The sequence below is a fragment of the Pseudomonas sp. MOIL14HWK12:I1 genome (assembly GCF_000510705.1).
In the GTDB taxonomy this organism is placed as follows: Bacteria; Pseudomonadota; Gammaproteobacteria; order Pseudomonadales; family Pseudomonadaceae; genus Chryseomonas; species Chryseomonas oryzihabitans.
Map to the genome: position 1 here is coordinate 249294 of NZ_KI783308.1, position 24623 is coordinate 273916.

Here is a 24623-nt window from a genome sequence, read left to right on the forward strand (position 1 = left end):
CGTCCATTGTGGCGTCGTCTGGAGTTTCCATGAGTGATTACCTGAATAGCGTCGGCTCGGCCCTGCTGGGTCCCGGCGGACTTGCGGTGGACGATCTGCAACCCGTGCTGCAGCGGCTGGCCGGTCCCGGCATCGACGCCGCCGACCTGTATTTCCAGAGCATCGTCTCCGAGTCCTGGCTGCTGGAAGACGGCATCGTCAAGGAAGGCGGCTTCCACCTCGACCAGGGCGTTGGCGTGCGCGCACTGTCCGGCGAGAAGACCGGCTTCGCCTACAGCAACGCCATCACCGGCGAGGCCCTGGATCTGGCCGCCCAGGCCGCGCGGTCCATTTCCCGCAGCGGCGCCGAAGGCCACGTCCAGGCGTTTCGCGCGGTGGAGCCGGCGCAGCGTCTCTATGGCCAGGACAATCCGCTGGACGTGCTGGATCGCGCCACCAAGGTCGCCTTCCTGAAGCAGCTGGACGAGGCGACCCGTGCCCTGGATCCGCGTATCCAGCAGGTCACCATCAGCCTGGCCGGGGTCTGGGAGCGCACCCTGGTGGCCGCGGTCGACGGCACCCTGGCAGCCGATGTGCGCCCGCTGGTGCGCCTGGGCGTCAGCGTCATCGTCGAGCAGAACGGCCGCCGCGAGCGCGGCAACAGCGGCGGCGGCGGTCGCTGCGACTACCGTTATTTCCAGCGTGATGACCGTGCCCTGGGCTATGCCTGCGAGGCGGTGCGCCAGGCGCTGGTCAATCTCGAAGCCACCGCGGCGCCGGCCGGCACCCTGCCGGTGGTGCTGGGGGCAGGCTGGTCCGGCGTGCTGCTGCACGAGGCGGTCGGCCATGGCCTGGAAGGCGATTTCAACCGCAAGGGCAGCTCCAACTACAGCGGCCAGCTCGGTCGCCAGGTGGCGTCCTCGCTTTGCACCATCGTCGACGACGGCACCCTGCCGGATCGCCGCGGCTCGCTATCCATCGACGACGAGGGCACGCCCAGCGGCTACAACGTGCTGATCGAGAACGGCATCCTCAAGGGCTACATGCAGGACAAGCTCAATGCCCGGCTGATGGGCGTGGCGCCCACCGGCAATGGCCGCCGTGAATCCTATGCCCATCTGCCGATGCCGCGCATGACCAACACCTACATGCTGGCCGGCCAGAGCGATCCGGCCGAGATCATCGCCTCGGTGGAGAAGGGCATCTATTGCGCCAGCCTGGGCGGCGGTCAGGTGGACATCACCAGCGGGAAGTTCGTCTTCACCACCAACGAGGCCTACCTCATCGAGAACGGCAAGCTCGGTCGCCCGGTGAAGGGCGCCACCCTGATCGGCAACGGCCCCGAGGTCATGAACCGGGTGTCCATGGTCGGCAACGACCTGGCGCTGGATGCGGGGGTAGGGACCTGTGGCAAGGACGGCCAGTCACTGCCGGTGGGTGTGGGGCAGCCGACGCTGAAGATCGATGCCATCACCGTGGGCGGCACTGGCGCCTGATGCGGGCACCGGCCGTGGCCATCGCGGACGGAAACCTAGCGCAGACCGCGCTGGGTTTCGTCGAGGGTGCGGATGTACTTGAAGACCTTGCGCGCCGCCGCCGGCGGCTTGTTGTGCGCCGCTTCGTGCTGGGCATGCCGCACCAGGCCGCGCAGGTGCTGGCGGTCGGTCTCCGGGTAAAGCGCCACGAAGGCCTCCAGCGCCTGGTCGCCTTCGGCGATCAGCCGGTCGCGCCAGCGCTCCAGGGCGTGAAAGCGCTCGTTGTACTGCCGTGTCGAGGTGTCCATCTGGTCGACCAGCACCAGGATGGCTTCCAGGTCCTGGTCACGCATCAGCTTGCCCAGGTACTGGACATGCCTTTTGCGCGCGATGTGCGTCTTGTGCTTGGGCGCCTCGGCCAGGGCCTTGCGCAGCGGATCGGTCAGCGGCAGGCGGTCCAGCTGCTCGGCCGGCAGCCCGGCCAGGCGTTCGCCCAGATCCTGCAGCGCATGCAGCTCGCGCTTGACCTGTGTCTTGCTCTTTTCGCCCAGCGGCGCGTCGTCGTCGTAAGAATCAACCATGAACTATGGGGTCCAGCTAAGAATGGGCGCCATCATAACGAGTTGCCGCACGGTTGTCCGGCCTGGCCGGCGCCGTCCGTAAGGAGAACGTCATGAATCGCAACGCCGCCGTGGGTCCCGCTGCGCTCCCCGAATTGCGCGAACAGGTCGAGGCCATCCTGGCCGAGGCCCGGCGCCAGGGCGCCAGTGCCGGTGAAGTGGCCGTCTCGGTCGACCAGGGTCTGTCCACCTCGGTCCGCAAGGGCGAGGTGGAAACCGTCGAATTCAATCGCGACCAGGGCTTCGGCATCACCCTCTATGCCGGTCAGCGCAAGGGCTCGGCCAGCACCTCCGCCACCGGTCCCGAGGCGATCCGCGAAACCGTGGCCGCGGCCCTGGCCATCGCCAAGCACACCTCCGAGGATCCCTGCGCGGGTCTGGCCGACGCCGAACTGATGGCGCACGGCGAACTGCCCGATCTCGACCTCTATCATCCCTGGGACATCACCCCCGAGCAGGCCATCGAGCAGGCACTGGCCTGCGAAGCCGCGGCCTACGCCGCCGACAGCCGCATCGGCAATGCCGACGGCACTACCCTCAACACCCACCAGAGCTGCCGGGTGTACGGCAACAGCCACGGCTTCGTCGGCGGCTATGCCAGCACCCGGCACAGCCTGAGCTGCGTGATGATCGCCGGCAGCGGCGAGGCCATGCAGCGCGACTACTACTACGACGTCAATCGGATCGGCCACGAGCTGATGAGCCCCGAGGAGATCGGTCGCCGCGCCGCCGAGCGCGCCGTGAGTCGCCTGGGGGCCAGGCCGGTGCCCACCGCCAAGGTCCCGGTGCTGTTTTCGCCGGAAATGGCCGCCGGCCTGTTCGGTACCTTTCTCGCCGCCATTTCCGGCGGCAACCTCTATCGCAAGTCGTCCTTCCTCGAAGGCGCCCTGGGCCAGCAGGTGTTTCCCGACTGGCTGACCCTGGACGAGCGGCCGCACCTGCCACGCGCCTTGGGCAGCGCCGCCTTCGACGGCGAAGGCCTGGCCACCTACGCCAAGCCCTTCGTCGAAAACGGCCAACTGGTGTCCTATGTGCTCGGCAGCTATTCCGCGCGCAAGCTGGGCCTGCAAAGCACTGCCAATGCCGGCGGCGTGCACAACCTGCACGTCAGCCATGGCACGGCCGACCAGGCCGAGCTGATCCGGCAGATGGGCACGGGCTTTTTGGTCACGGAAATGATGGGGCAGGGCACCAACCTGGTCACCGGTGACTATTCCCGGGGCGCCGGCGGCTTCTGGATCGAGAATGGCGAGATCCAGTTTCCGGTCCAGGAGGTCACCATCGCCGGGCGGCTGGGCGACATGTTCCGCCAGATCCTGGCGGTGGGCAGCGACGTGGAACGCCGCGGCAGTCTGCGCACCGGTTCGGTCCTGATCGATGGCATGACCCTGGCGGGCAGCTAGAAGGGCGGTGGAAGCCGTTGCGATGAGGAAAATCCTGTCGAACGGGAGACAGCCCACCCCGTTACTCGTTAGTATCCTAGCAATGCACTAGGACATAGCCGTGCGGTCGAATCCGCTGACCGGACGGCCAAGGCTTCAGACGGTGCGCCGTGGCGCACCAGCCGTACACCCCATCGCCCAAGGGCGGTGGGTCCATACCAAAGCCACCATGGAGACAATCCGCATGCCGCATACTCTGCCTCAGCTGCCCTACGCCTACGACGCGCTGGAACCGCACGTCGATGCCCAGACCATGGAAATCCACCATACCAAGCACCACCAGACCTACATCAACAACCTGAACGCGGCGCTGGAAGGCACCGAGTTCGCCAACCTGTCCGCCGAAGACGTGGTTCGCCAGCTGGACAAGCTGCCCCAGGACAAGCGCGGCGCCGTGCAGAACAACGGTGGCGGCCATGCCAACCACAGCCTGTTCTGGACCGTGATGGCCCCCAATGCCGGCGGCAAGCCCGAAGGCGCCCTGGCCGAAGCCATCGAGTCCCAGCTGGGCGGCTTCGACGCCTTCAAGGAAGCCTTCACCAAGGCTGCCCTGACCCGCTTCGGCAGCGGCTGGGCCTGGCTGAGCGTCACCCCCGAGAAGAAGCTGGTGGTCGAGAGCACCGGCAACCAGGACAGCCCGCTGATGACCGGCAACACCCCGATCCTCGGCCTGGACGTCTGGGAGCACGCCTACTACCTGCGCTACCAGAACCGTCGTCCCGAGTACATCGGTGCCTTCTTCAACGTCATCAACTGGCCGGAAGTGTCCCGTCGCTACGAAGCGGCGCTCAACGCCTGAGTCGACACCCAATGAAAAAGCCGCCTTCGGGCGGCTTTTTTTATCGGAGCTGCGACGGGCGCAGGGGGCCTGTCACTCGCCCTCGTCGAAGTAGTTGTTGATCAGCTCGACCAGGGCGCGCATGGCCTCGTCGCTCTGCTCACCCTCGGTTTCCAGCTGCAGGACCGTGCCCTTGCCGGCGGCCAGCATCATGACCGCCATGATGCTCTTGCCATCGACCGGCGATTCGCCACTGCGGCCGACGCGGACGCTGGCGGGATAGCGGCCGGCCACGCCGACGAACTTGGCCGCCGCACGGGCGTGCAGGCCCAGCTTGTTGATGATGGTGATCTGTTGGGCAGGCATTGAGTCTGTCCTTGTCGAAACAAAACGGGCGTCAGAGATCGCGGTGACGGATCTGGACGTTCTTGAGCAGGTTCTTGAGTTCGCGACCCAGGCGATCGGCCAGATAGACCGAGCGGTGATGACCACCGGTACAACCAATGGCTACGGTCACATAGGACCTGTTGTTGGCGGCAAAACGCGGCAACCACTTCACCAGGTAATCGCGGATGTCATTGTACAGGGTCTCTACCTCGGGCTGTTGCTCGAGATAGTCCCGCACCGGGGCATCCAGTCCGGAAAAGTCGCGCAGGTCCGGTTTCCAGTAGGGATTGGGCAGAAAGCGCACGTCGAACACCATGTCCGCGTCCACCGGCAGGCCCCGCTTGAAGCCGAAGGACTCCACCAGATAGGCGGTGCCGGGCTCGGGGGCGTTCAGCAGGCGCAACTTGAGGATGTCACGCAGCTGATAGAGATTCAGGTGAGTGGTGTCGATCTTCAGGTCGGAGAGGTCGGCGATGGGCGACAGCAGCACCTGCTCGTCGTGAATGGCCTCGGCCAGGGATCTTTCCTGGTTGGACAGCGGATGCCGGCGACGCGTCTCGGAAAAGCGCTTGAGCAGCGTCTGGTCATCGGCGTCCAGGTAGAGGATGTCGCAGCGGATGTTGCGGCTGCGTACCTGTTCGAGCAATTCGGGAAAGCGTTGCAACTGGCTGGGCAGGTTGCGTGCATCGATGGACAGGGCGACCTTGGGCTGGGGCCGCTCCATGTCGGTCAAGGCGTGCTGGGCCAGATCGGGCAGCAGACTGGCCGGCAGGTTGTCGATGCAATAGAAGCCATTGTCCTCAAGCACGTTGAGCGCCGTACTCTTGCCCGACCCGGAACGTCCGCTCACGATGATGAGGTGCATGTCAGTGTCCGCTCTGGGCCTCGACGACGATCTGATAGAGCGCCTGGCTATCCTTGGCCTTGCGCAGCCGCTCGCGGATGTCGGCGCGATCCAGGATGCCGGCGATCTGGCGCAGCAGGGTGAGGTGCTGTTCGGTGGCGGCTTCCGGGACCAGCAGGACGAACACCAGGTCTACCGGCGCGCCGTCGAGGGAATCGAAGTCCACCGGTTGCTGCAGGTGGAAGAGCACGCACAGCGGTTGCTGCAGACCCGCCAGGCGGCAGTGGGGAATGGCGATGCCATTGCCGAAACCGGTGGAGCCCAGACGCTCGCGCGCCATCAGGCATTCGTGGATGTGCGCGGCGTCGTGGCCGGGCAGTTCCTGCGCGGCCAGCTCGGCGATACGTTCCAGTACAGCGGCTTTGCTGCCGCCCGGCGCACCCGTCTGGGTGCGGCCGGGGGTCAGGATGTTTTCGAGTCTGATCATAAAGCGGCGATCGAAACCTCAGCGGACGCCGACGCCCTGCTGGCGTTCGATCGATTTTTCCTTGTGTTTAATCAGTTGGCGGTCGAGCTTGTCGGCCAGGAGATCGATGGCGGCATACATGTCGTCGTGCTCGGCATTGGCGACCACTGCGGCGCCGGCGACGTGCAGGGTGGCTTCGGCTTTCTGCTTGAGCTTGTCCACTTCCAGGATCACCTGGACGTTGGTAATACGGTCGAAGTGCCGTTCGAGGCGGGCGAGTTTCTCGCCGATGTAGTCACGCAGGGCTTCTGTCACTTCAAGCTGATGGCCACTGATGTTGACTTGCATACCGCTTCTCCTTATTGCCGGGCTACGATCGGCGAAGCTGCTCGCCGACATGACAAGGGTCGATCGAGGCACGGTCACATCAGGACGCGTCAGATGAGGCGCTTGCGTTCGCTGGACGGAGCGATACCCAGGGATTCCCGATACTTAGCCACCGTGCGACGAGCGACTTGTATACCTTGCGATTCCAGTAAACCAGCGATCTTGCTGTCACTCAACGGCTTTTTCGCGTTTTCCGCCGCCACCAATTTCTTGATGATCGCGCGGATCGCGGTGGAGGAACATTCGCCCCCCTCGGCGGTGCTGACGTGGCTGGAGAAGAAGTACTTGAGTTCGTAGATGCCACGCGGGGTGTGCATGAACTTCTGGGTGGTCACCCGGGAGATGGTCGACTCGTGCATGCCCACCGCCTCGGCGATGTCGTGCAGGACGAGCGGCTTCATGGCCTCTTCACCGTATTCGAGAAAGCCCCGCTGGTGCTCGACGATCTGGGTCGCCACCTTCATCAGGGTCTCGTTGCGACTCTGCAGGCTCTTGATGAACCAGCGCGCTTCCTGCAGCTGGTTGCGCATGTAGGTGTTGTCGGCGCTGCTGTCGGCGCGCTTGACGAAGCCGGCGTACTGGGGATTGACCCGTAGGCGCGGGACGGCTTCCTGGTTGAGCTCCACCAGCCAGCGCTCGTTGTGCTTGCGCACGATGACGTCCGGTACCACGTATTCGGCCTCGCCGGACTCGATCTGCGAGCCGGGGCGCGGGTGCAGGGTCTGGATCAGTTCGATGACGGGCTTGAGTTCGTCTTCCTTGATCTTCATGCGGCGCATCAACTGCGCATAGTCGCGACTGCCGAGCAGATCCAGGTAGTCGCCCACCAGGCGCTTGGCCTCGCCGAGCAGGGGGAGGCTGGCCGGCAGCTGGGCCAGCTGGATCAGCAGGCACTCGCGCAGATTGCGCGCGGCGACGCCGGCCGGCTCGAATTGCTGGACGCGTCGAAGCACCACCTCGACTTCGTCGAGATCGACTTCCAGTTCGGGATCGAGAGAGGCATGGATGTCTTCCAGGCTTTCCTGCAGATAGCCATCGGTGTCGATGCCGTCGATGATCGCCAGGGCGATCAGGCGGTCGAGATCCGACATGGGCGCCAGGTTGAGCTGCCAGAGCAGGTGGGTCTGCAGGCTTTCGCCGGCCGAGGTGCGGGTGGTGAAGTCCCACTCGTCGTCGTCGTTGCTGGGCAGGCTGCTGGCGCTGGTCTGGTAGATGTCTTCCCAGGCGGTATCCACCGGCAGCTCACTGTCGCTGGGGATGCGTTCGCTCCACTCGGACTCGTCGGCCATCTCGTTGGTGGCGACCGAGGTTTCCTTGAAGTTGATTTCGGTACCGCCGGGATTCGCCAGCTCGTCGCCTTCGCCCGAGGCGTCGCTCTGGTCGAAGTCTTCACCTTCTTCCTGGCGTTCCAGCATCGGATTGGATTCCAGGGCTTCCTGGATCTCCTGCTGCAGGTCGAGCGTCGAGAGCTGGAGCAGACGTATGGCTTGTTGCAGCTGCGGCGTCATCGTCAGCTGCTGGCCCATCTTGAGGACTAGCGATGGTTTCATGGCTGCGGAAATACACCTTGTCTACCGACGCGAACAGCGCCACCGAACCTCGCGAACCCTGCGAGCGTTAGCAAATTATATGCCTTGTTTCCCCGGGTTTGCCTAGAGGCGGAATTCGTGGCCCAGATAGACTTCCTTCACCAGCTCGTTGGCGAGGACTTCCTCGGCGGTACCCTCGGCGATGAGCTGGCCATCGTTGACGATATAGGCCGTCTCGCAGATGGTCAGGGTTTCCCGGACATTGTGGTCGGTGATGAGGACACCGATGCCCTTGGCCTTGAGGTGACGAATGATCTGCTTGATGTCGCCCACGGAGATGGGGTCCACGCCGGCGAAGGGTTCGTCCAGCAGGATGAACTTGGGCGCGGTGGCCAGGGCGCGGGCGATCTCGACACGGCGCCGCTCGCCACCCGACAGGCTCATGCCGCGGTTGTCGCGGATGTGGGTGATGTGGAATTCCTGCAGCAGGCTCTCCAGTTCGCGTAGGCGGCCGGCCTTGTCCAGGTCCTTGCGGGTTTCCAGGATGCCGAGGATGTTGTCGGCCACGGTCAGCTTGCGAAAGATCGAGGCTTCCTGGGGCAGGTAGCCGATCCCGGCACGGGCACGGCCATGCATGGGCAGGGCGGTGACGTCCTGGTCGTCGATCAGCACGCGACCCTGATCGGCCTTGACCAGGCCGACGATCATGTAGAAGCAGGTGGTCTTGCCGGCGCCGTTCGGACCGAGCAGGCCGACGATCTGCCCGCTGTCGATGCTGACGCTGACGTCGCGAACGACCTGACGACCCTTGTAGCTCTTGGCCAGATGCTGGGCTTTGAGCGTAACCGTCATTGTCCCTGCCCCGACTGCTGCTGATCCTTGGGCTGGATGACCATGTCGATCCGCGGCCGCGGCGTGGTGACCTTGCTGCCGTTGGCGCGCCCGGCGTTGACGATCTGGCGCTGGGTGTCGTAGACGATCTTCTCGCCTTCGAAGGTGTTGCCCTGTTGGACCACCTTGGCCTGATCGATCAGGATGATGCGATTTTCCTGGGCGAAATACTGGATCGTCAGACCATAGGCCTTGACGATGTCCTTGTCCGCCGAGGGCTTCTGCTCGTAGTAGGCCGGTTTGCCCACTGCGGTGGCGACCTTGATGTTGCCCTGGTTGTCCTGGGTCAGGGTCACCGTGTTGCCGGTGATCTTCATGCTGCCCTGGGTGATGACCACGTCTCCGCGGTACACGGCCACGCCCTGCTTGTCATCGAGCTCGGCGCTATCGGCCTGCACGCGGATCGGCTGGGTGCGATCGGTCGGCAGGGCCCAAGCCGCGGCACTGCCAAAGGTGGCGCCGAGGGTGAACAGGAAGGGGAGGGTTTTAACGAACCTCATGCTGGCCTCTTACGTTGGACAGCAGGAGCATTCTGCCGTCTTCTAGATACGCTTTCATACCATTGGCCGTGGTCACCCCATTGGCGGCCTCGATTCTAACGGCTTGCTCGGTTTGCGCATATTGTTTGTCAGGAAAGACGGTCATGCGGGTGGTGGTCAACACCACCGGGCGGCCTTTCTCATCGGTACGCTCGACGCGCACGTCATCGATCAGCTCCGCCTGACTGCCACCGGGGGCGACCTCGGCGCGGGCACTGCGAATGTGCCAGGGATAGTCGGTACCGCGAAAGGCCAGCATGTCGGGGCGGGTCACCAGGGTGACGTCGGTCGCCTTGACGTGTTCGCTGCGCTCGGCCTTGAGTTCGTACTGGATCTTGCCGTCCAGGCGATACTGAATCGTCCGGGTATTGAGGGCATAGCCGTCGATGGCGCTGTCTTGCGGGGTCGACGAGGCCGGGGCATCGACGAAGCGCTGCGGCAGGATGTTCCAGTAGCCGATCGCGATGAGCGCGGCGGCGATCAGGACCAACAGCACGGGGCGGCGCAAGCTGCGAAACATGAGGGTACCTGTGGTGGGCCGCACCAGGGGGCGGCGGGTTGAACACGAGATGTCGGCGCATTTAGTCGAGCAGTATAACCCGGCCTACAGCACCCCGGCGCGTAGCAGGTCACCCATGTTGAGGGCGCCGATCGGGCGGCGCTCGTCATCGATCACCACCAGGGCGTTGATCTTGTGCTCCTCCATGATCTTCAGCGCCTCGGCGGCGAGCATCTGCGCCCTGGCGGTTCGACCGCCGCGGGTCATCACGGTTGCGATCGCCGTGGTGCGCACGTCGATGCCGCGATCCAGGGCGCGACGCAGGTCGCCGTCGGTGAAGATGCCGGCGAGACGGCCATCGGCGGCCAGCACGCTGGTCATGCCCAGGCCCTTGCGCGACATCTCCAGCAGGGCGTCGGAGACCAGGGTGTCCTCGCCGACCTGCGGCAGGTCGGCGCCGGCATGCATGACGTTCTCCACCTTGAGCAGCAGGCGCCGGCCGAGGGCGCCACCCGGGTGGGAAAAGGCGAAATCCTCGGCGGTGAAGCCGCGCGCCTCGAGCAGCGCGATGGCCAGGGCATCGCCCAGTACCAGGGCGACGGTGGTGGAGGAAGTGGGCGCCAGATTGAGCGGGCAGGCCTCGGTGGCGACACTGGTGTCCAGATTGACGTCTGCGGCCTTGGCCAGGGGCGAGGCGGGATTGCCGGCAAAGCTGATCAGCGGGACGCCCAGGCGCTTGATCAGCGGCAGCAGGGTCAGGATCTCGCTGGAGGTGCCCGATTGGGAGATGGCGATGATGACGTCATCGCGGGTGATCATGCCCATGTCGCCATGGCTGGCTTCCGCCGGGTGCACGAAGAAGGCCGGGCTGCCGGTGCTGGCCAGGGTCGCGGCGATCTTGTTGCCGACATGCCCGGATTTGCCCATGCCCAGGACCACGATGCGCCCGCGGCAGGCCAGCAGCCGGCGACAGGCGGCGGCGAAGCTGTCGTCGATGCGTTCGCCCAGGGCGGCCACTGCCGCTCGCTCTACATCTATGGTGCGCTTGGCGGAGGCGATGAAATCTATTGAGTCGGACATGGGTCAGAAGGCAGGTGACGGGACAATCGGAAATTATATGCGCAAAGCCGCGACACTCAGCAACGCCGCCCGTGGCTCAGGAGTCTCATCGGCAACGAATGCTATAGTGCCGCCCTTTTGCCGGGGCCGCCGAACGCGAGTGTCGCGTGCCCTGAAGCGGCGGAGCGGCGTCTCCCTGCACAGAGTTGAACCTTAGGAGTCCTGATGACCGTCGATAGCCCGTACGCCGTGGAGCTGAAGGGCGTTTCCTTCAAGCGCGGCACGCGTCTGATCTACGACCGAGTCGATATCCGCATCCCGCGGGGCAAGGTCACCGGGATCATGGGACCGTCCGGCAGTGGCAAGACCACCCTGTTGCGCCTCATCGCCGCCCAGTTGCGACCGAGCAGTGGCGAGATCTGGGTCAATGGCGCCAACCTGCCGCAGCTGTCCCGCGGCGAGCTGTTCGAGATGCGCCGGCAGATGGGCGTGCTGTTCCAGAGCGGCGCGCTGTTCACCGATCTCGATGTCTTCGAGAACGTGGCCTTTCCCTTGCGCGTGCATACCAAGCTGCCCGAGGAGATGATCCGCGACATCGTCCTGCTCAAGCTGCAGGCGGTGGGACTGCGCGGTGCCATCGAACTGATGCCGGACGAACTGTCGGGTGGCATGAAGCGCCGGGTCGCCCTGGCGCGGGCCATCGCCCTGGATCCGCAGATCCTCATGTACGACGAGCCCTTCGTCGGCCAGGACCCCATCGCCATGGGCGTGCTGGTGCGCCTTATCCGCCTGCTCAACCAGGCGCTGGGACTGACCAGCATCGTGGTTTCCCACGACCTGGCCGAGACCGCCAGCATCGCCGACTACCTCTATGTGGTGGGCGATACCAAGGTGCTGGGGCAGGGCACGCCGAAGGAATTGCGCGAATCGCCGGATCCGCGGGTTCGCCAGTTCATGCAGGGCATCCCCGATGGCCCGGTACCCTTCCACTTCGCCGCGCCGGATCTGCGCGATGCCTTGCTGGGGAAACACTGATGCGTAAGGTCTCCGCCGTGGAGCGGATTCGTCGACTGGGCCGCGCCGGGCTGGATGTCGTGGCGGCTATAGGCCGCTCGGTCATCGTCCTGCTGCTGGCGGTGTTCGGTCGCGGTGGCGTAGGCAGTGGTCTGCAGCTGCTGGGCAAGCAACTCTATTCGGTAGGGGTGATGTCGCTGCCGATCATCGTGGTGTCGGGCTTCTTCATCGGCATGGTGATCGCCCTGCAGGGCTACAACATCCTGGTCAAGTACGGCTCCGAGCAGGCGGTGGGGCAGATGGTCGCCCTCACCTTGCTGCGTGAACTCGGCCCGGTGGTGACGGCCCTGCTGTTCGCCGGCCGGGCAGGCTCCGCCCTGACCGCCGAGATCGGCAACATGAAATCCACCGAGCAGCTGTCCAGTCTGGAAATGATCGGCGTGGACCCGCTCAAGTACATCGTCGCGCCGCGTTTCTGGGCCGGCTTCATTTCCATGCCGCTGCTGGCCGCCATGTTCAACGTGGTGGGCATCTGGGGCGCGGCCATGGTCGCCATCGACTGGCTCGGCGTCTATGACGGTTCCTTCTGGGCCACCATGCAGAACAGCGTGATGCTCAGCGACGTGCTCAACGGTGTGATCAAGAGCCTGGTGTTCGCCTTCGTGGTGACCTGGGTCGCCGTCTTCCAGGGGTATGACTGCGAGCCCACCTCCGAAGGTATCGGCCGCGCCACCACCCGTACCGTCGTCTATGCGTCGCTTGCCGTGCTCGGCCTCGACTTCATTCTTACCGCCCTGATGTTTGGAGATCTCTGATGCAAACCCGCACCCAGGAAATCGGTGTCGGACTCTTCCTGCTGGCCGGCGTGCTCGCACTGCTGCTGCTGGCGCTGCGGGTAAGCGGTCTGACGATGAGCGACCATCACGATACCTACAAGGTCTACGCCTACTTTGACAACATCGCCGGTCTCACCGTGAGATCGCGGGTGACCATGTCGGGCGTGACCATCGGCAAGGTCACCGCCATCGATCTCGACCGCAACAGCTACCGCGGCCGGGTCACCATGCAGATCGACAAGCAGGTGGACAACCTGCCAACCGACTCCATCGCCTCGATCCTGACTGCCGGCCTGCTCGGCGAGAAGTACATCGGCATCAGCGTGGGCGGTGACGAGCAGGTGCTCAAGGAAGGCTCGACCATTCGGGATACACAATCCTCGCTGGTTCTCGAAGACCTGATCGGCAAATTCCTGCTCAATTCGGTCAATAAAGACTCTTCCGCCAATAAATGATGAGAGGCTTTTCCATGCTCAAGCTACTTCGTCACGGAGTGATCGCGATCCTGGCCCTGCTGCCCCTGGTGTCCCAGGCGGCGCCCTCGGCCCACGACGTGATCCAGCAGACCACCACCACCCTGCTCAGCGACCTCGAGGCCAACCGCGACAAGTATCGCAGCAGCCCGGAAGCCTTCTACGAGTCGCTCAACAACATCCTCGGCCCGGTGGTGGATGCCGAAGGCATCTCGCGCAGCATCATGACCGTGCGCTACAGCCGCAGCGCCTCGCCCGAGCAGATGGCGCGCTTCCAGGAAAACTTCAAGCGCAGCCTGATGCAGTTCTATGGCAATGCGCTGCTGGAGTACAACAACCAGGGCATCCGGGTGCTGCCCGAAGGGCCGTCCGACGGTCCCGACCGCACCAGCGTGGGCATGGAGGTCAAGGGCAACAACGGCGCCGTGTACCCGGTGCAGTACAGCATGGTCAAGCAGGGCAACGAGTGGAAGGTGCGTAACGTCATCATCAATGGCCTGAACCTCGGCAAGCTGTTCCGTGACCAGTTCGCCCAGGCGATGCAGGAAAACGGCAACGACCTGGACAAGACCATCAACAACTGGGCGGGCACCGTGGCCAAGGCCAAGGATTCTCCCGAGGCCCAGAAGGCCAAGGTCGGTTCGTGAGTCGCGCCGCCATCACCGGCGAAGGCGCCCGACTGCAACTGTCGGGCGTGCTCGATCACGCCAATGTGCCCACCCTGCGCGAGCAGGGCAGGGCGCTGATCGGCCAGGGCAGTGGTCCGCTGGTGCTCGACTGCGCCGGTGTCGAACGCTCCAACAGCGCCGGCCTCGCGCTGTTGCTGGCCTGGCTGCGCGATGCCCAGGCCGCGGGGCGACCGCTGACCATCGCCAGCCTGCCTTCCGAGTTGCGGCAGATCGCCGACGTCTCGGATGCCCTCGCCCTGCTGCCCCTGGCGGAAGACGCGCACGGGTAGCGGTCATCGCAGTCGCCGTACAGCCGGTTTTTTTGTATGATCGCCGGCTGTACTAGATTGCCGAGGTGCCGCCATGCAGGCCCAAGAAGTCAAAAGCCTCCTGGAGGCAAAACTGGCCGATACCCAGGTCGAAGTGGAAGGCGAGGGCTGCAACTTCCAGCTCTACCTGATCAGCGACGAGCTCCAGGCACTCAGCCCGGTCAAGCGTCAGCAGCAGGTCTACTCCCATCTCCAGCCGCAGATCGCCGATGGCAGCATCCATGCTGTCACCATGAAATTCTTCACCCGTGCTGCCTGGGCCGAACGCGCCTGATTCGCAGCGCCGAGAACTCGCTATGGACAAACTGATCATTACCGGCGGCAACAGCCTGAACGGTGAAATTCGCATTTCCGGGGCCAAGAACTCCGCCCTGCCGATCCTGGCCGCGACCCTGCTCGCCGACACCCCGGTGACCATCGCCAACCTGCCGCACCTGCACGACATCACCACCATGATCGAGCTGTTCGGCCGCATGGGCGTCCAGCCGGTGATCGGTGAAAAGCTCAATGTCGAGGTCGATGCCTCCAGCATCAAGACCCTGGTCGCGCCCTATGAGCTGGTCAAGACCATGCGCGCCTCGATCCTGGTGCTGGGCCCGATGGTCGCCCGCTTCGGCGAAGCGGAAGTCGCCCTGCCCGGTGGTTGCGCCATCGGTTCGCGGCCGGTCGATCTGCACCTGCGCGGCCTGGAAGCCATGGGCGCCAAGATCACCGTCGAAGGCGGCTACATCAAGGCCAAGGCGCCGGCCGGCGGCCTGCGCGGCGCCCACTACTATTTCGACACCGTCAGCGTGACCGGTACCGAGAACGTGCTGATGGCCGCCACCCTGGCCAAGGGCCGCAGCGTCATCCAGAACGCCGCCCGCGAGCCCGAGGTCGTCGACCTGGCCAACTGCCTGATCGCCATGGGTGCCAACATCCAGGGCGCCGGTACCGACACCATCACCGTGGAAGGCGTCGAGCGCCTGGGTGGCGCCACCTATTCGGTGCTGCCGGACCGCATCGAGACCGGCAGCTACCTGGTCGCCGCCGCCGCCACCCGCGGTCGCGTGAAGCTCAAGGACACCGATCCGACCATCCTCGAGGCCGTGCTGGCCAAGCTGGAAGAGGCCGGTGCCCACATCGCCACCGGCAGCAACTGGATCGAGCTGGACATGAAGGGCAATCGCCCCCGCGCGGTCAACATCCGCACGGCGCCCTACCCGGCGTTCCCCACCGACATGCAGGCCCAGTTCATCTCCATGAACGCCGTCGCCGAAGGCACCGGTACCGTGGTCGAGACCATCTTCGAGAACCGCTTCATGCACGTTCACGAGATGGTGCGCATGGGCGCCAACATCGCCATCGAAGGCAATGCCGCCATCGTCACCGGCGTGCCCAGCCTGAAGGCCGCGCCGGTCATGGCGACCGACCTGCGCGCCTCGGCGAGCCTGGTCATCGCCGCCCTGGTGGCCGAAGGCGATACCCTGATCGATCGCATCTACCACATCGACCGCGGCTACGAATGCATCGAGGAGAAATTCCAGCTGCTCGGCGCCAAGATCCGTCGCACGCCCAAGTAAGGACCTCCGATGCTGACCATCGCCCTGTCCAAGGGCCGTATCCTCGACGACACCCTGCCGCTGCTGGCGGCGGCGGGGATCGCTCCGACCGAGAATCCGGACAAGAGCCGCAAGCTCATCATCCCGACCACCCAGGACGATGTACGGCTGCTCATCGTCCGCGCCACCGATGTGCCCACCTATGTGGAACATGGCGCCGCGGACCTGGGCGTGGCCGGCAAGGACGTGCTGATGGAATACGGCGGCGACGGTCTCTATGAGCCGCTGGACCTGCGCATCGCCCGCTGCAAGCTGATGACCGCGGGCGCCGTGGGCGCTCCGGCGCCGCGTGGCCGACTGCGGGTGGCGACCAAGTTCGTCAATGTCGCCAAGCGCTACTATGCCGAGCAGGGTCGGCAGGTCGACATCATCAAGCTGTACGGCTCCATGGAGCTGGCACCGCTCGTAGGCCTGGCTGACAAGATCATCGACGTGGTCGACACCGGCAATACCCTCAAGGCCAACGGACTCGAACCCCAGGAGCTGATCGCCCATATCAGCTCGCGCTTGATCGTCAACAAGGCCTCGATGAAGATGCAGCATGGCCGCATTCAGGCCCTCATCGAGACCCTGAGACACGCCGTCGAGGCGCGAGGCGCCTGAGAACCTGTTCAAAGCCTGCTACGCGTCGGCCAAACTGCGTTAAAAATGGCTTCGGAATGCTCATTTACCACTCGTAAACTCCGCTTCCTCAGCCATTTTTGCCTTGTTTGTCTCTAGCTCGCGAGACTTTGAACAGGCTCTACGTCCTGGTCGGCATGCCGAATGCCGGCCCAGACTGCTTCCATCCCTCCAGCTTCGCCTATCCGTGCCATAGCCAAATTGTCGGGCGCCCACACGGAACCGGCTGTTACTCTCGGGCGCCCCTTTCGCTCTCCTGAAGAGGATCCGCCATGACCGCTCCGCTCGCCATCCGCCGACTCGCCGCCGCCGCTCCGGATTTCGCCGAGCATCTGGATCATCTGCTGAGCTGGGAAGGGGTGTCGGATGCCGACATCAACCAGCGGGTCCTGGCGATCATCGCCGACGTGCGCCACCAGGGCGACGCCGCGCTGCTGGAATACACCCGGCGCTTCGATGCCGTAGAGGCGACCGCCATGAGCGATCTCATCCTGCCGCGGGCGCGTCTGGAAGAAGCCCTGACCCGCATCACGCCGGAGCAGCGCACCGCGCTGGAAGCCGCTGCCGAGCGCGTCCGTCGTTATCACGAAAAGCAGCGCCAGGATTCCTGGCAGTATCAGGAGGCCGACGGCACCGTGCTCGGCCAGCAGGTCACTCCGCTGGATCGTGCCGGGCTCTATGTGCCGGGGGGCAAGGCCTCCTATCCCTCCTCGGTGCTGATGAACGCCATCCCCGCCAAGGTCGCCGGCGTAAAAGAGGTGGTCATGGTGGTGCCCACGCCCCGCGGCGAGGTCAACGAACTGGTGCTGGCCGCCGCAGCCCTGGCCGGTGTTGATCGTGTCTTCACCATCGGCGGCGCCCAGGCCGTGGCCGCTCTGGCCTATGGCACCGAAAGCGTACCCCCGGTGGACAAGATCGTCGGCCCTGGCAACATCTATGTCGCCACCGCCAAGCGCCACGTGTTCGGCAAGGTCGGCATCGACATGATCGCCGGCCCGTCGGAGATCCTGGTGGTCTGCGACGGCCAGACCGATCCCGACTGGATCGCCATGGACCTGTTCTCCCAGGCCGAGCACGACGAGGACGCCCAGGCCATCCTGGTCAGTCCCGACGCCGCCTTCCTCGACGCCGTGGCGGAAAGCATCGCCCGCTTGCTGCCGGAGATGGAGCGTGCCGAGATCATCCGTGCCTCCCTGGAAGGCCGCGGCGCCCTGATCCAGGTCGCCGACATGGCCCAGGCCATCGAGGTGGCCAACCGCATCGCCCCCGAACACCTGGAATTGTCGGTCGCCGAACCCGAGCAGTGGTTGCCCAGCATCCGCCACGCCGGCGCCATCTTCATGGGTCGCTACACCGCCGAGGCCCTGGGCGACTACTGCGCCGGTCCCAACCATGTGCTGCCGACCTCGGGCACCGCGCGCTTCTCCTCGCCGCTGGGCGTGTACGACTTCCAGAAGCGTTCCTCGATCATCCACTGCTCGGCTACGGGCGCTTCCGCGCTGGGCCGGGTCGCCTCGGTGCTGGCGCGTGGCGAGTCCCTGACCGCCCACGCCCGCAGCGCCGAATACCGTATTCAGGAGGAGCAGGCATGAGCGAGCTCTGGAGTCCCTTCGTCAAGAACCTGGTGCCCTATGTGCCGGGTGAGCAACCCAAGCTGACCAACCTGGTCAAGCTCAATACCAACGAGAATCCCTACGGTCCGTCACCGCGGGCGCTGGACGCCATTCGCGCCGCGGCCACCGACGACCTGCGCCTCTATCCCGACCCCAACGGTCAGGCACTGAAGGACGCCGTCGCCCGCTACTACGGCCTCCAGAGCGACCAGGTGTTTGTCGGCAACGGCTCGGACGAGGTGCTGGCGCACATCTTCCTGGGTCTGTTCAGCCATGGCCGCCCAATCCTGTTTCCGGACATCAGCTACAGCTTCTATCCGGTCTATTGCGGCCTCTACGACATCGCCTTCGAGACGCCGGGGCTGGACGAGGATTTCCAGATCGTCCCCGAGGACTATCTGCGCCCCAATGGCGGGATCATCTTCCCCAACCCCAATGCGCCGACCGGCAGCGCCCTGGCGCTGGACGCCATCGAGCGCATCGTCGCCGGCAATCCGACCTCGGTGGTGGTGGTGGACGAGGCCTATGTCGACTTCGGGGCGGAGTCGGCGGTCGCCCTGATCGAGCGCCATCCCAACCTGGTGGTGACCCAGACGCTGTCCAAGTCCCGTTCGCTGGCCGGTCTGCGGGTAGGGCTGGCCCTGGGACAGGCGCCGCTGATGGAAGCCCTGGAGCGGATCAAGAACAGCTTCAACTCCTATCCGCTGGATCGCCTGGCCCTGGCCGGCGCGACCGCGGCCTTCGAGGATCGCGCCTATTTCGACGAGACCTGCCGGCAGGTGATCGAGAGTCGCGAAGCGCTGGTGGGCCAGTTGCTGGAGCGCGGCTTCGAGGTCCTGCCTTCGGCCGCCAACTTCATCTTCGCCCGTCATGTGCAGAAGAGTGGGGCGGCGCTGGCCGCGGGCTTGCGTGAGCACGGCGTCATCGTGCGCCACTTCAGCCGCCCCGAACGCATCGCCGACTTCCTGCGCATCACCATCGGCACGCCGACGCAGAATCAGGCGCTGATCACGGCCCTCGACACCCTCTGAGCCTCGTTCGCGGCTAGCGCGCCTTCTCCATCAGGGGGCGCATCCCGACGGTCACCTTGACCTGCACGGTCTTGTCCTGGCGCAGCACCTCGATGGGGATGCTGTCGCCAGGCTGCTTGCGGGCGATCTGGTTCATCGCCAGCCGGCCGTCCCTGATCGGTTGGCCAGCCAGCTTGACCAGCACGTCGCCCGCGCGCAGACCGCCCTTGTGCGCCGGTCCATCGGGATCGATGTCGGTCACCACGATGCCCTGGTCGACTTTGAGGCCATAGGCCTTGACGAGCTCCGGGGTGATCACCTCCACCGCCACGCCCAGCCAGCCTCGGATGACCTGGCCGTGCTGGATGATCGAGCGCATGACCTCCATGGCCAGCTTGATCGGGATGGCGAAGCCGATGCCCTGGGAGCCGCCGGAGAGGATGGCGGTGTTGATGCCGATCAGATTGCCGCTGGCATCCACCAGCGCCCCGCCGGAATTGCCCAGGTTGATCGCCGCATCGGTCTGGATGAAGTCCTCGTAGGTATTGAGACCCAGCTGGTTGCGACCGGTGGCGCTGATGATGCCCATGGTCACCGTCTGGCCGACGCCAAAGGGGTTGCCGATGGCCAGCACCACGTCGCCGATGCGGATGGCGGTCGAATCGCCCACCGAGATGGCCGGCAGGTTGGGCAGGTCGATCTTGAGCACGGCGAGGTCCGTGGCCGGATCGTTGCCGATGAGCTTGGCCAGGGTTTGACGGCCGTCGGCGAGGGCTACCACGATGGACTCGGCGTCCAGGGTCACGTGGTTGTTGGTCAGCAGATAGCCGTCATGGCTCATCAGCACGGCGGAACCCAGGCTGAGTTCTTCCACCGGCTTGGTCGCGCCCTTGCGGTCGCTGGCCGTATCCCCGGCCTTGCCCGGCTTGGCGGCCTTGGTCGAGCGCAACGACACCACCGCGGGCGCGGCGCGACTGGCCGCGTCGGCATAGGAAACCGGTCCCTCCTGGCGCGAATTGGCGGGCGCCTGGGCGGCCTCGAACAGCGGTGGCTGGGCGGGCAGGCCGAGCCACTGGGGATAGCGCTGCATGATCAGGGCTGCAACGAGCAGACCGCACAGCACGGGCCAGCCGAGATAACGCAAAGCCTTGTACATCGATCACATCCTTGAATTTGTCCACCCGGGGTGCGCCGGATAAGCTGGCGGCCATTATAAGGAGCGGCGCCAGCCGAAGACACGCTGGCGCCGCCAACGAGGAGGTAAGCCGCACGTGACCCTGTCCCTTGAGCAACTGGTAGAGACCGCCGACCGCTACCTGGAATCGGCCCGGATCCAGGATTACTGCCCCAACGGCCTGCAGGTCCAGGGCCGTGAGCAGGTGCGCCTGCTGGTCAGTGGCGTCACGGCTTCCCAGCAGCTGCTGGACGCCGCCGTCGCCGCCGGTGCCGATGCCATCCTGGTGCACCATGGCTATTTCTGGAAGAACGAAGATGCCCGCCTCATCGGCATGAAGCACCGGCGGATCAAGACGCTGCTGAGCCATGACATCAGCCTGCTGGCCTACCACCTGCCCCTGGATGTCCATCCCGAGGTGGGCAACAACGTCCAGCTGGGACGCCGCCTGGGGCTGCAGGATATCCGGCCGCTGCCAGGCGATGCCAAGGGGCTGATCTGGCAGGGGGAGTTGCCACAGGCGCAATCCGCCGCGGACTTCGGTCGGCAGGTGGCGGACGTGCTGCAGCGCGAGCCGCTGGTGGTCGACGGCGGGCGCTCGATCCGACGCCTGGCCTGGTGCACCGGTGGCGCCCAGGGCTATATCGACCAGGCCATCGCCGGCGGAGTGGATGCCTACCTGACCGGAGAGGTGTCCGAGCAGACGGTGCACAGCGCTCGCGAGAACGGCGTGAGTTTCTTCGCCGCCGGCCACCATGCCACCGAGCGCTACGGGGTGCAGGCGCTGGGCGACCATCTGGCCGCGCAGTTGGGGATCCAGCACCTCTTCATCGACTGCGACAATCCCGCCTGAGCGTCATAAGCATAGAACTTCTGGTTCTAAATAGCCTGGCGGGCCATAACCGTTGCCTATGGTAAGGTTGAGGTTCGTCCACGGCCCGCTCTGTCCGGTGTGTCCAGTCGACTGGATGCCGCAACGGACATCTCCTAGGCCACCTTTCTGCAATCGTGAGTAGCCATGCTCGACAAACAGACGCACCTCAAACAGCTTGAGGCGGAAAGCATCCACATCATCCGTGAAGTGGCCGCCGAGTTCGACAATCCGGTCATGCTGTATTCCATCGGCAAGGATTCGGCCGTGATGCTGCACCTGGCCCGCAAGGCCTTCTTTCCCGGCAAGCTGCCGTTCCCGGTACTCCACGTGGACACCGGCTGGAAATTCCAGGCCATGTACGAATTCCGCGATCGCATGGTCGCCGACATGGGCCTCGATCTGCTGGTGCACAAGAATCCGGAAGGGGTCGCCCAGGGCATCAACCCCTTCACCCATGGCAGTGCCAAGCACACCGACATCATGAAGACCCAGGGCCTCAAGCAGGCGCTGGACAAGTACGGCTTCGACGCCGCCTTCGGCGGTGCCCGCCGCGACGAGGAGAAGTCCCGCGCCAAGGAGCGCGTCTACTCCTTCCGGGACAGCAAGCACCGCTGGGATCCCAAGAACCAGCGTCCCGAGTTGTGGAACATCTACAACGGCAAGACCAACAAGGGCGAGTCGATCCGCGTCTTCCCGCTGTCGAACTGGACTGAGCTGGACATCTGGCAGTACATCTACCTCGAAGGCATCCCGATCGTGCCGCTGTACTTCGCCGCCGAGCGCGAGGTGATCGAGAAGAACGGCACCCTGCTCATGATCGACGACGACCGTATCCTCGAGCACCTCTCGCCCGAAGAGAAGGCCCGCATCCACAAGCGCCAGGTGCGCTTCCGTACCCTTGGCTGCTACCCCCTGACCGGCGCGGTGGAGTCCCAGGCGACCACGCTGACGGACATCATCCAGGAGATGCTGCTCACCCGCACCTCCGAACGCCAGGGCCGGGTCATCGACCACGATGGCGCCGGATCCATGGAAGAGAAGAAACGTCAGGGGTATTTCTAAGATGTCGCACCAATCCGATCTGATCGGCCAGGACATCCTGGCCTACCTCGCACAGCACGAACGCAAGGAGCTGCTGCGCTTCCTCACCTGCGGCAACGTCGACGACGGCAAGAGCACCCTGATCGGGCGCCTGCTGCACGATTCCAAGATGATCTACGAGGATCACCTGGAAGCCATCACCCGCGATTCCAAGAAGGTCGGCACCACCGGCGAAGAGGTCGATCTGGCGCTGCTGGTGGACGGCCTGCAGGCCGAGCGCGAGCAGGGCATCACCATCGACGTGGCCTACCGCTACTTCTCCACCGCCAAGCGCAAGTTCATCATCGCCGATACCCCCGGCCATGAGCAGTACACCCGCAACATGGCCACCGGGGCTTCCACCTGCGACCTGGCGATCATCCTGGTCGACGCCCGTCACGGCATCCAGACCCAGACCCGCCGGCACAGCTACATCGCTTCGCTGCTGGGCATCAAGCACATCGTGGTCGCCATCAACAAGATGGACCTGCTGGGCTTCAACGAGGCGGTGTTCGAGCGCATCAAGGACGACTACCTGGCTTTCGCCCAGCGCATCGACCTCAACGCCAAGGACATCCACTTCGTGCCCATGTCGGCGCTCAAGGGCGACAACGTGGTGAATCGCAGCGAGCAGACGCCCTGGTACAGCGGCAAGCCGCTGATGGAAATCCTCGAGACCGTGGAGATCGCCGCGGATCGCAATCTCGACGATCTGCGCTTCCCGGTGCAGTACGTCAACCGGCCCAACCTCAACTTCCGCGGCTTCGCCGGAACCCTGGCTTCGGGCGTGGTCACCAAGGGCGATGCCGTGGTGGTCCTGCCGTCGGGCAAGGGCAGCCGCATCAAGTCCATCGTCACCTACGAAGGCGAGCTGGAGCAGGCCGGACCTGGCCAGGCGGTGACCCTGACCATGGAAGACGAGATCGACATCTCCCGGGGCGACGTCCTGGTGCATGCCGACAACCGTCCCCAGGTCACCGACAGCTTCGAGGCCATGCTGGTGTGGATGGCCGAAGAACCCATGCGGCCCGGCAAGAAGTACGACATCAAGCGCGCCACCAGCTACGTGCCCGGCTCGCTGCCGAGCATCGTGCACACGGTTGACGTCAATACCCTGGAACGTGGCGCCGCCAGCGAGCTCAAGCTCAACGAGATCGCCCGGGTCAAGGTGGCTCTCGATGCGTCCATCGCCCTGGATGGCTATGGCGTCAACCGCACCACCGGCGCCTTCATCGTCATCGATCGCCTGACCAATGGCACCGTCGGTGCCGGCATGATCATCGCCGACCCGGTGGGCAGGGGCGGTCATGGCCAGGGCGCGCACCAGCTGCACGTCGGCACCAGCGAGCGGGCCGCGCGCTTCGGTCAGCAGCCCAGCACCGTGCTCTTCACCGGCCTTTCCGGCGCCGGCAAGACCACCCTGGCCTATGCCCTGGAGCGTCGCCTGTTCGATGCCGGTCGTGCGGTCTTCGTGCTGGACGGTCAGAATCTGCGCCACGACCTGAATAAGGGTCTGCCACAGGATCGCGCCGGGCGTCGCGAGAATTGGTTGCGTGCCGCCCAGGTAGCCCGCCAGTTCAACGAAGCGGGTCTGATCGCCCTGGCAGCCTTTGTCGCGCCGGATGCCGAGGGCCGTGCCCAGGCCCAGGCGCTGATCGGTGCCGAGCGTCTGCTGACCGTGCACGTCAAGGCGTCGCCCAAGGCCTGCGCCGAGCGTGATCCCCAGGGTCTCTATGCCGCCGGTGGCGACAACATCCCGGGTATCTCCTTCGCCTACGATGCACCGGAAGATGCCGATCTGGTGATCGACACCGAGCAGCTGTCGGTGGAGGAGGGGGTCCAGCAGATCCTCGACGTCCTGCGTCGGCGCCAGGTGGTCTAGGGCGTCCAGCCATGAAAAAACCCGCCGAGAGGCGGGGTTTTTCATGGGCCTTACCAGCGCGGTGGCGGGCCGTAGTAGTAGTAGGCGCCGGGCGGCGGGCCGTAGTACACCGGGCGGGGTTCCACCACGCGATATTCGTAGACCGGTGCCGGCTCGTAGTAGACCACGCGCGGCGGCGGAGGCGACGGGGGGCCTTCGACATAGACCGGCTCGCGGGCGTAGGAATGGGAGACGATGGCTCCGCCGACCACGGCGCCCACTACGGCACCGAGAAAGGCCGGACCGGGGCCACGACCGTGGGCGGACGCCTGACCGGCGATGGCGAGGCAACCGGCAAGCACCACGACTTGAGTGATGCGACGTAGCATGATCTTTCTCCTGCGACCCGGGGAAATGAAACCGGGTATGTCTATCAGACCGCAACGGTGGCCAGTCGCCTAGATCGCCTCGGGTAAAGTTTGGGTAAAACCAAATCCGGGGACATCAGTCCCAACAACTCGAGGTCGACGTGTCCCAACTCCCGCGGGATGCATCTCCTGTATCTGGCACCGCG

General features: G+C 65.0%; 28 protein-coding genes. 16 read left to right on the plus strand and 12 right to left on the minus strand.

Annotation, left to right across the window (positions count from 1 at the left end; all coding sequences use genetic code 11):
* The first annotated feature begins 29 nt into the window (after positions 1–29).
* Positions 30–1475, plus strand: a complete 1446-nt coding sequence (gene tldD, locus PSEK12I1_RS0118775; protein ID WP_027602563.1) for a metalloprotease TldD — start codon at positions 30–32, stop codon at positions 1473–1475.
* Between the two features lie 35 nt (positions 1476–1510).
* Here the strand turns inward: tldD and yjgA are convergent, their stop codons facing one another.
* Complete coding sequence (yjgA, locus tag PSEK12I1_RS0118780) at positions 1511–2035, minus strand: ribosome biogenesis factor YjgA (RefSeq protein WP_007159525.1); 525 nt, start codon at positions 2033–2035, stop codon at positions 1511–1513.
* Positions 2036–2127: 92 nt separating this feature from the next.
* On the opposite strand from yjgA, the gene pmbA reads away from it, so the two are divergent.
* Positions 2128–3477, plus strand: coding sequence for a metalloprotease PmbA (gene pmbA / locus PSEK12I1_RS0118785; protein ID WP_027602564.1), 1350 nt, complete (start codon positions 2128–2130; stop codon positions 3475–3477).
* A gap of 223 nt (positions 3478–3700) precedes the next feature.
* Complete coding sequence (locus PSEK12I1_RS0118790) at positions 3701–4315, plus strand: superoxide dismutase (protein WP_007159523.1); 615 nt, start codon at positions 3701–3703, stop codon at positions 4313–4315.
* 72 nt (positions 4316–4387) lie between these two features.
* Here PSEK12I1_RS0118790 and PSEK12I1_RS0118795 read toward each other — a convergent pair whose 3' ends face one another.
* The 9 genes from PSEK12I1_RS0118795 to PSEK12I1_RS0118835 form a co-directional block, all read right to left on the minus strand.
* Complete coding sequence (locus PSEK12I1_RS0118795) at positions 4388–4660, minus strand: HPr family phosphocarrier protein (RefSeq protein ID WP_007159522.1); 273 nt, start codon at positions 4658–4660, stop codon at positions 4388–4390.
* Positions 4661–4691: 31 nt separating this feature from the next.
* Positions 4692–5546: an RNase adapter RapZ gene (gene rapZ / locus PSEK12I1_RS0118800; RefSeq protein WP_007159521.1), complete on the minus strand. Its 855-nt coding sequence runs from the start codon at positions 5544–5546 to the stop codon at positions 4692–4694.
* Between the two features lies 1 nt (position 5547).
* On the minus strand, positions 5548–6012 hold the full coding sequence (gene ptsN / locus PSEK12I1_RS0118805) for a PTS IIA-like nitrogen regulatory protein PtsN (RefSeq protein WP_007159520.1): 465 nt from the start codon (positions 6010–6012) through the stop codon (positions 5548–5550).
* 18 nt (positions 6013–6030) lie between these two features.
* Positions 6031–6339 carry a ribosome hibernation-promoting factor, HPF/YfiA family gene (hpf, locus tag PSEK12I1_RS0118810; RefSeq protein ID WP_007159519.1) on the minus strand — a complete coding sequence of 103 codons (309 nt, stop codon included), beginning with the start codon at positions 6337–6339 and terminating at the stop codon, positions 6031–6033.
* Positions 6340–6428: 89 nt separating this feature from the next.
* Entirely contained in the window at positions 6429–7928 is a 1500-nt protein-coding gene (locus tag PSEK12I1_RS0118815; protein WP_027602565.1) for an RNA polymerase factor sigma-54, read from the minus strand.
* Positions 7929–8030: 102 nt separating this feature from the next.
* Positions 8031–8759, minus strand: a complete 729-nt coding sequence (gene lptB, locus PSEK12I1_RS0118820) for an LPS export ABC transporter ATP-binding protein (protein ID WP_027597094.1) — start codon at positions 8757–8759, stop codon at positions 8031–8033.
* Complete coding sequence (gene lptA, locus PSEK12I1_RS0118825) at positions 8756–9298, minus strand: lipopolysaccharide transport periplasmic protein LptA (protein WP_007159516.1); 543 nt, start codon at positions 9296–9298, stop codon at positions 8756–8758. The genes lptB and lptA overlap by 4 nt, the downstream gene beginning before the upstream one ends.
* The gene (gene lptC, locus PSEK12I1_RS0118830) at positions 9285–9857 is read right to left on the minus strand and encodes an LPS export ABC transporter periplasmic protein LptC (RefSeq protein WP_007159515.1); all 573 of its coding nucleotides are present in this window, start codon (positions 9855–9857) and stop codon (positions 9285–9287) included. The genes lptA and lptC overlap by 14 nt, the downstream gene beginning before the upstream one ends.
* An 84-nt stretch (positions 9858–9941) precedes the next feature.
* Positions 9942–10916 (minus strand): KpsF/GutQ family sugar-phosphate isomerase, encoded by a 975-nt coding sequence (locus tag PSEK12I1_RS0118835; protein WP_007159514.1) that lies wholly within the window; start codon positions 10914–10916, stop codon positions 9942–9944.
* 204 nt (positions 10917–11120) lie between these two features.
* Here PSEK12I1_RS0118835 and PSEK12I1_RS0118840 point away from each other — a divergent pair, with 204 nt between their 5' ends.
* The 10 genes from PSEK12I1_RS0118840 to hisC all read left to right on the plus strand — a co-directional run bounded on the left by PSEK12I1_RS0118840 (position 11121) and on the right by hisC (position 19081).
* Positions 11121–11930, plus strand: a complete 810-nt coding sequence (locus tag PSEK12I1_RS0118840) for an ATP-binding cassette domain-containing protein (RefSeq protein WP_027597091.1) — start codon at positions 11121–11123, stop codon at positions 11928–11930.
* Complete coding sequence (gene mlaE / locus PSEK12I1_RS0118845; protein ID WP_007159512.1) at positions 11930–12724, plus strand: lipid asymmetry maintenance ABC transporter permease subunit MlaE; 795 nt, start codon at positions 11930–11932, stop codon at positions 12722–12724. Before PSEK12I1_RS0118840 ends, mlaE begins: the two co-directional genes overlap by 1 nt.
* A complete protein-coding gene (gene mlaD, locus PSEK12I1_RS0118850) occupies positions 12724–13200 on the plus strand; it encodes an outer membrane lipid asymmetry maintenance protein MlaD (RefSeq protein ID WP_007159511.1) in 477 nt (158 codons plus the stop codon). Before mlaE ends, mlaD begins: the two co-directional genes overlap by 1 nt.
* 14 nt (positions 13201–13214) lie before the next feature.
* Positions 13215–13865, plus strand: coding sequence for a phospholipid-binding protein MlaC (locus PSEK12I1_RS0118855; protein ID WP_007159510.1), 651 nt, complete (start codon positions 13215–13217; stop codon positions 13863–13865).
* Positions 13862–14176: a lipid asymmetry maintenance protein MlaB gene (locus PSEK12I1_RS0118860; RefSeq protein WP_007159509.1), complete on the plus strand. Its 315-nt coding sequence runs from the start codon at positions 13862–13864 to the stop codon at positions 14174–14176. The genes PSEK12I1_RS0118855 and PSEK12I1_RS0118860 overlap by 4 nt, the downstream gene beginning before the upstream one ends.
* Before the next feature lie 73 nt (positions 14177–14249).
* Positions 14250–14489, plus strand: a complete 240-nt coding sequence (locus tag PSEK12I1_RS0118865) for a BolA family protein (RefSeq protein WP_007159508.1) — start codon at positions 14250–14252, stop codon at positions 14487–14489.
* Between the two features lie 22 nt (positions 14490–14511).
* The gene (murA, locus tag PSEK12I1_RS0118870; RefSeq protein WP_007159507.1) at positions 14512–15777 is read left to right on the plus strand and encodes a UDP-N-acetylglucosamine 1-carboxyvinyltransferase; all 1266 of its coding nucleotides are present in this window, start codon (positions 14512–14514) and stop codon (positions 15775–15777) included.
* A 9-nt stretch (positions 15778–15786) separates the two neighbouring features.
* The gene (gene hisG, locus PSEK12I1_RS0118875; protein ID WP_007159506.1) at positions 15787–16419 is read left to right on the plus strand and encodes an ATP phosphoribosyltransferase; all 633 of its coding nucleotides are present in this window, start codon (positions 15787–15789) and stop codon (positions 16417–16419) included.
* Positions 16420–16709: 290 nt separating this feature from the next.
* Positions 16710–18029, plus strand: a complete 1320-nt coding sequence (hisD, locus tag PSEK12I1_RS0118880) for a histidinol dehydrogenase (protein ID WP_007159505.1) — start codon at positions 16710–16712, stop codon at positions 18027–18029.
* Positions 18026–19081 carry a histidinol-phosphate transaminase gene (gene hisC / locus PSEK12I1_RS0118885; protein ID WP_027602566.1) on the plus strand — a complete coding sequence of 352 codons (1056 nt, stop codon included), beginning with the start codon at positions 18026–18028 and terminating at the stop codon, positions 19079–19081. Before hisD ends, hisC begins: the two co-directional genes overlap by 4 nt.
* Before the next feature lie 13 nt (positions 19082–19094).
* Here hisC and PSEK12I1_RS0118890 read toward each other — a convergent pair whose 3' ends face one another.
* Entirely contained in the window at positions 19095–20216 is a 1122-nt protein-coding gene (locus PSEK12I1_RS0118890) for a S1C family serine protease (RefSeq protein ID WP_027602567.1), read from the minus strand.
* A gap of 115 nt (positions 20217–20331) precedes the next feature.
* Between PSEK12I1_RS0118890 and PSEK12I1_RS0118895 the strand changes: the two genes are divergently transcribed.
* The 3 genes from PSEK12I1_RS0118895 to cysN all read left to right on the plus strand — a co-directional run bounded on the left by PSEK12I1_RS0118895 (position 20332) and on the right by cysN (position 24070).
* Positions 20332–21087: a Nif3-like dinuclear metal center hexameric protein gene (locus tag PSEK12I1_RS0118895; RefSeq protein WP_027597085.1), complete on the plus strand. Its 756-nt coding sequence runs from the start codon at positions 20332–20334 to the stop codon at positions 21085–21087.
* A gap of 165 nt (positions 21088–21252) precedes the next feature.
* Positions 21253–22170, plus strand: coding sequence for a sulfate adenylyltransferase subunit CysD (cysD, locus tag PSEK12I1_RS0118900; RefSeq protein ID WP_007159501.1), 918 nt, complete (start codon positions 21253–21255; stop codon positions 22168–22170).
* Between the two features lies 1 nt (position 22171).
* Positions 22172–24070, plus strand: a complete 1899-nt coding sequence (cysN, locus tag PSEK12I1_RS0118905) for a sulfate adenylyltransferase subunit CysN (protein WP_027602568.1) — start codon at positions 22172–22174, stop codon at positions 24068–24070.
* 50 nt (positions 24071–24120) lie between these two features.
* Here cysN and PSEK12I1_RS0118910 read toward each other — a convergent pair whose 3' ends face one another.
* Entirely contained in the window at positions 24121–24438 is a 318-nt protein-coding gene (locus PSEK12I1_RS0118910) for a hypothetical protein (RefSeq protein ID WP_027602569.1), read from the minus strand.
* Between the last annotated feature and the right edge of the window lie 185 nt (positions 24439–24623).

What these genes read in the sequence shown, in the direction of transcription:
- cysD (WP_007159501.1), top strand. Translation starts at nt 21,253, where the DNA reads ATGCTCGACAAACAGACGCACCTCAAACAGCTTGAGGCGGAAAGCATC.
- PSEK12I1_RS0118795 (WP_007159522.1), bottom strand. Translation starts at nt 4,660, where the DNA reads ATGCCTGCCCAACAGATCACCATCATCAACAAGCTGGGCCTGCACGCC.
- lptC (WP_007159515.1), bottom strand. Translation starts at nt 9,857, where the DNA reads ATGTTTCGCAGCTTGCGCCGCCCCGTGCTGTTGGTCCTGATCGCCGCC.
- hpf (WP_007159519.1), bottom strand. Translation starts at nt 6,339, where the DNA reads ATGCAAGTCAACATCAGTGGCCATCAGCTTGAAGTGACAGAAGCCCTG.
- hisG (WP_007159506.1), top strand. Translation starts at nt 15,787, where the DNA reads ATGCTGACCATCGCCCTGTCCAAGGGCCGTATCCTCGACGACACCCTG.
- yjgA (WP_007159525.1), bottom strand. Translation starts at nt 2,035, where the DNA reads ATGGTTGATTCTTACGACGACGACGCGCCGCTGGGCGAAAAGAGCAAG.
- murA (WP_007159507.1), top strand. Translation starts at nt 14,512, where the DNA reads ATGGACAAACTGATCATTACCGGCGGCAACAGCCTGAACGGTGAAATT.
- pmbA (WP_027602564.1), top strand. Translation starts at nt 2,128, where the DNA reads ATGAATCGCAACGCCGCCGTGGGTCCCGCTGCGCTCCCCGAATTGCGC.
- cysN (WP_027602568.1), top strand. Translation starts at nt 22,172, where the DNA reads ATGTCGCACCAATCCGATCTGATCGGCCAGGACATCCTGGCCTACCTC.
- PSEK12I1_RS0118865 (WP_007159508.1), top strand. Translation starts at nt 14,250, where the DNA reads ATGCAGGCCCAAGAAGTCAAAAGCCTCCTGGAGGCAAAACTGGCCGAT.
- PSEK12I1_RS0118790 (WP_007159523.1), top strand. Translation starts at nt 3,701, where the DNA reads ATGCCGCATACTCTGCCTCAGCTGCCCTACGCCTACGACGCGCTGGAA.
- hisD (WP_007159505.1), top strand. Translation starts at nt 16,710, where the DNA reads ATGACCGCTCCGCTCGCCATCCGCCGACTCGCCGCCGCCGCTCCGGAT.
- PSEK12I1_RS0118855 (WP_007159510.1), top strand. Translation starts at nt 13,215, where the DNA reads ATGCTCAAGCTACTTCGTCACGGAGTGATCGCGATCCTGGCCCTGCTG.
- mlaE (WP_007159512.1), top strand. Translation starts at nt 11,930, where the DNA reads ATGCGTAAGGTCTCCGCCGTGGAGCGGATTCGTCGACTGGGCCGCGCC.
- PSEK12I1_RS0118835 (WP_007159514.1), bottom strand. Translation starts at nt 10,916, where the DNA reads ATGTCCGACTCAATAGATTTCATCGCCTCCGCCAAGCGCACCATAGAT.
- hisC (WP_027602566.1), top strand. Translation starts at nt 18,026, where the DNA reads ATGAGCGAGCTCTGGAGTCCCTTCGTCAAGAACCTGGTGCCCTATGTG.
- PSEK12I1_RS0118910 (WP_027602569.1), bottom strand. Translation starts at nt 24,438, where the DNA reads ATGCTACGTCGCATCACTCAAGTCGTGGTGCTTGCCGGTTGCCTCGCC.
- rapZ (WP_007159521.1), bottom strand. Translation starts at nt 5,546, where the DNA reads ATGCACCTCATCATCGTGAGCGGACGTTCCGGGTCGGGCAAGAGTACG.
- ptsN (WP_007159520.1), bottom strand. Translation starts at nt 6,012, where the DNA reads ATGATCAGACTCGAAAACATCCTGACCCCCGGCCGCACCCAGACGGGT.
- PSEK12I1_RS0118890 (WP_027602567.1), bottom strand. Translation starts at nt 20,216, where the DNA reads ATGTACAAGGCTTTGCGTTATCTCGGCTGGCCCGTGCTGTGCGGTCTG.
- mlaD (WP_007159511.1), top strand. Translation starts at nt 12,724, where the DNA reads ATGCAAACCCGCACCCAGGAAATCGGTGTCGGACTCTTCCTGCTGGCC.
- PSEK12I1_RS0118815 (WP_027602565.1), bottom strand. Translation starts at nt 7,928, where the DNA reads ATGAAACCATCGCTAGTCCTCAAGATGGGCCAGCAGCTGACGATGACG.
- lptA (WP_007159516.1), bottom strand. Translation starts at nt 9,298, where the DNA reads ATGAGGTTCGTTAAAACCCTCCCCTTCCTGTTCACCCTCGGCGCCACC.
- PSEK12I1_RS0118840 (WP_027597091.1), top strand. Translation starts at nt 11,121, where the DNA reads ATGACCGTCGATAGCCCGTACGCCGTGGAGCTGAAGGGCGTTTCCTTC.
- lptB (WP_027597094.1), bottom strand. Translation starts at nt 8,759, where the DNA reads ATGACGGTTACGCTCAAAGCCCAGCATCTGGCCAAGAGCTACAAGGGT.
- tldD (WP_027602563.1), top strand. Translation starts at nt 30, where the DNA reads ATGAGTGATTACCTGAATAGCGTCGGCTCGGCCCTGCTGGGTCCCGGC.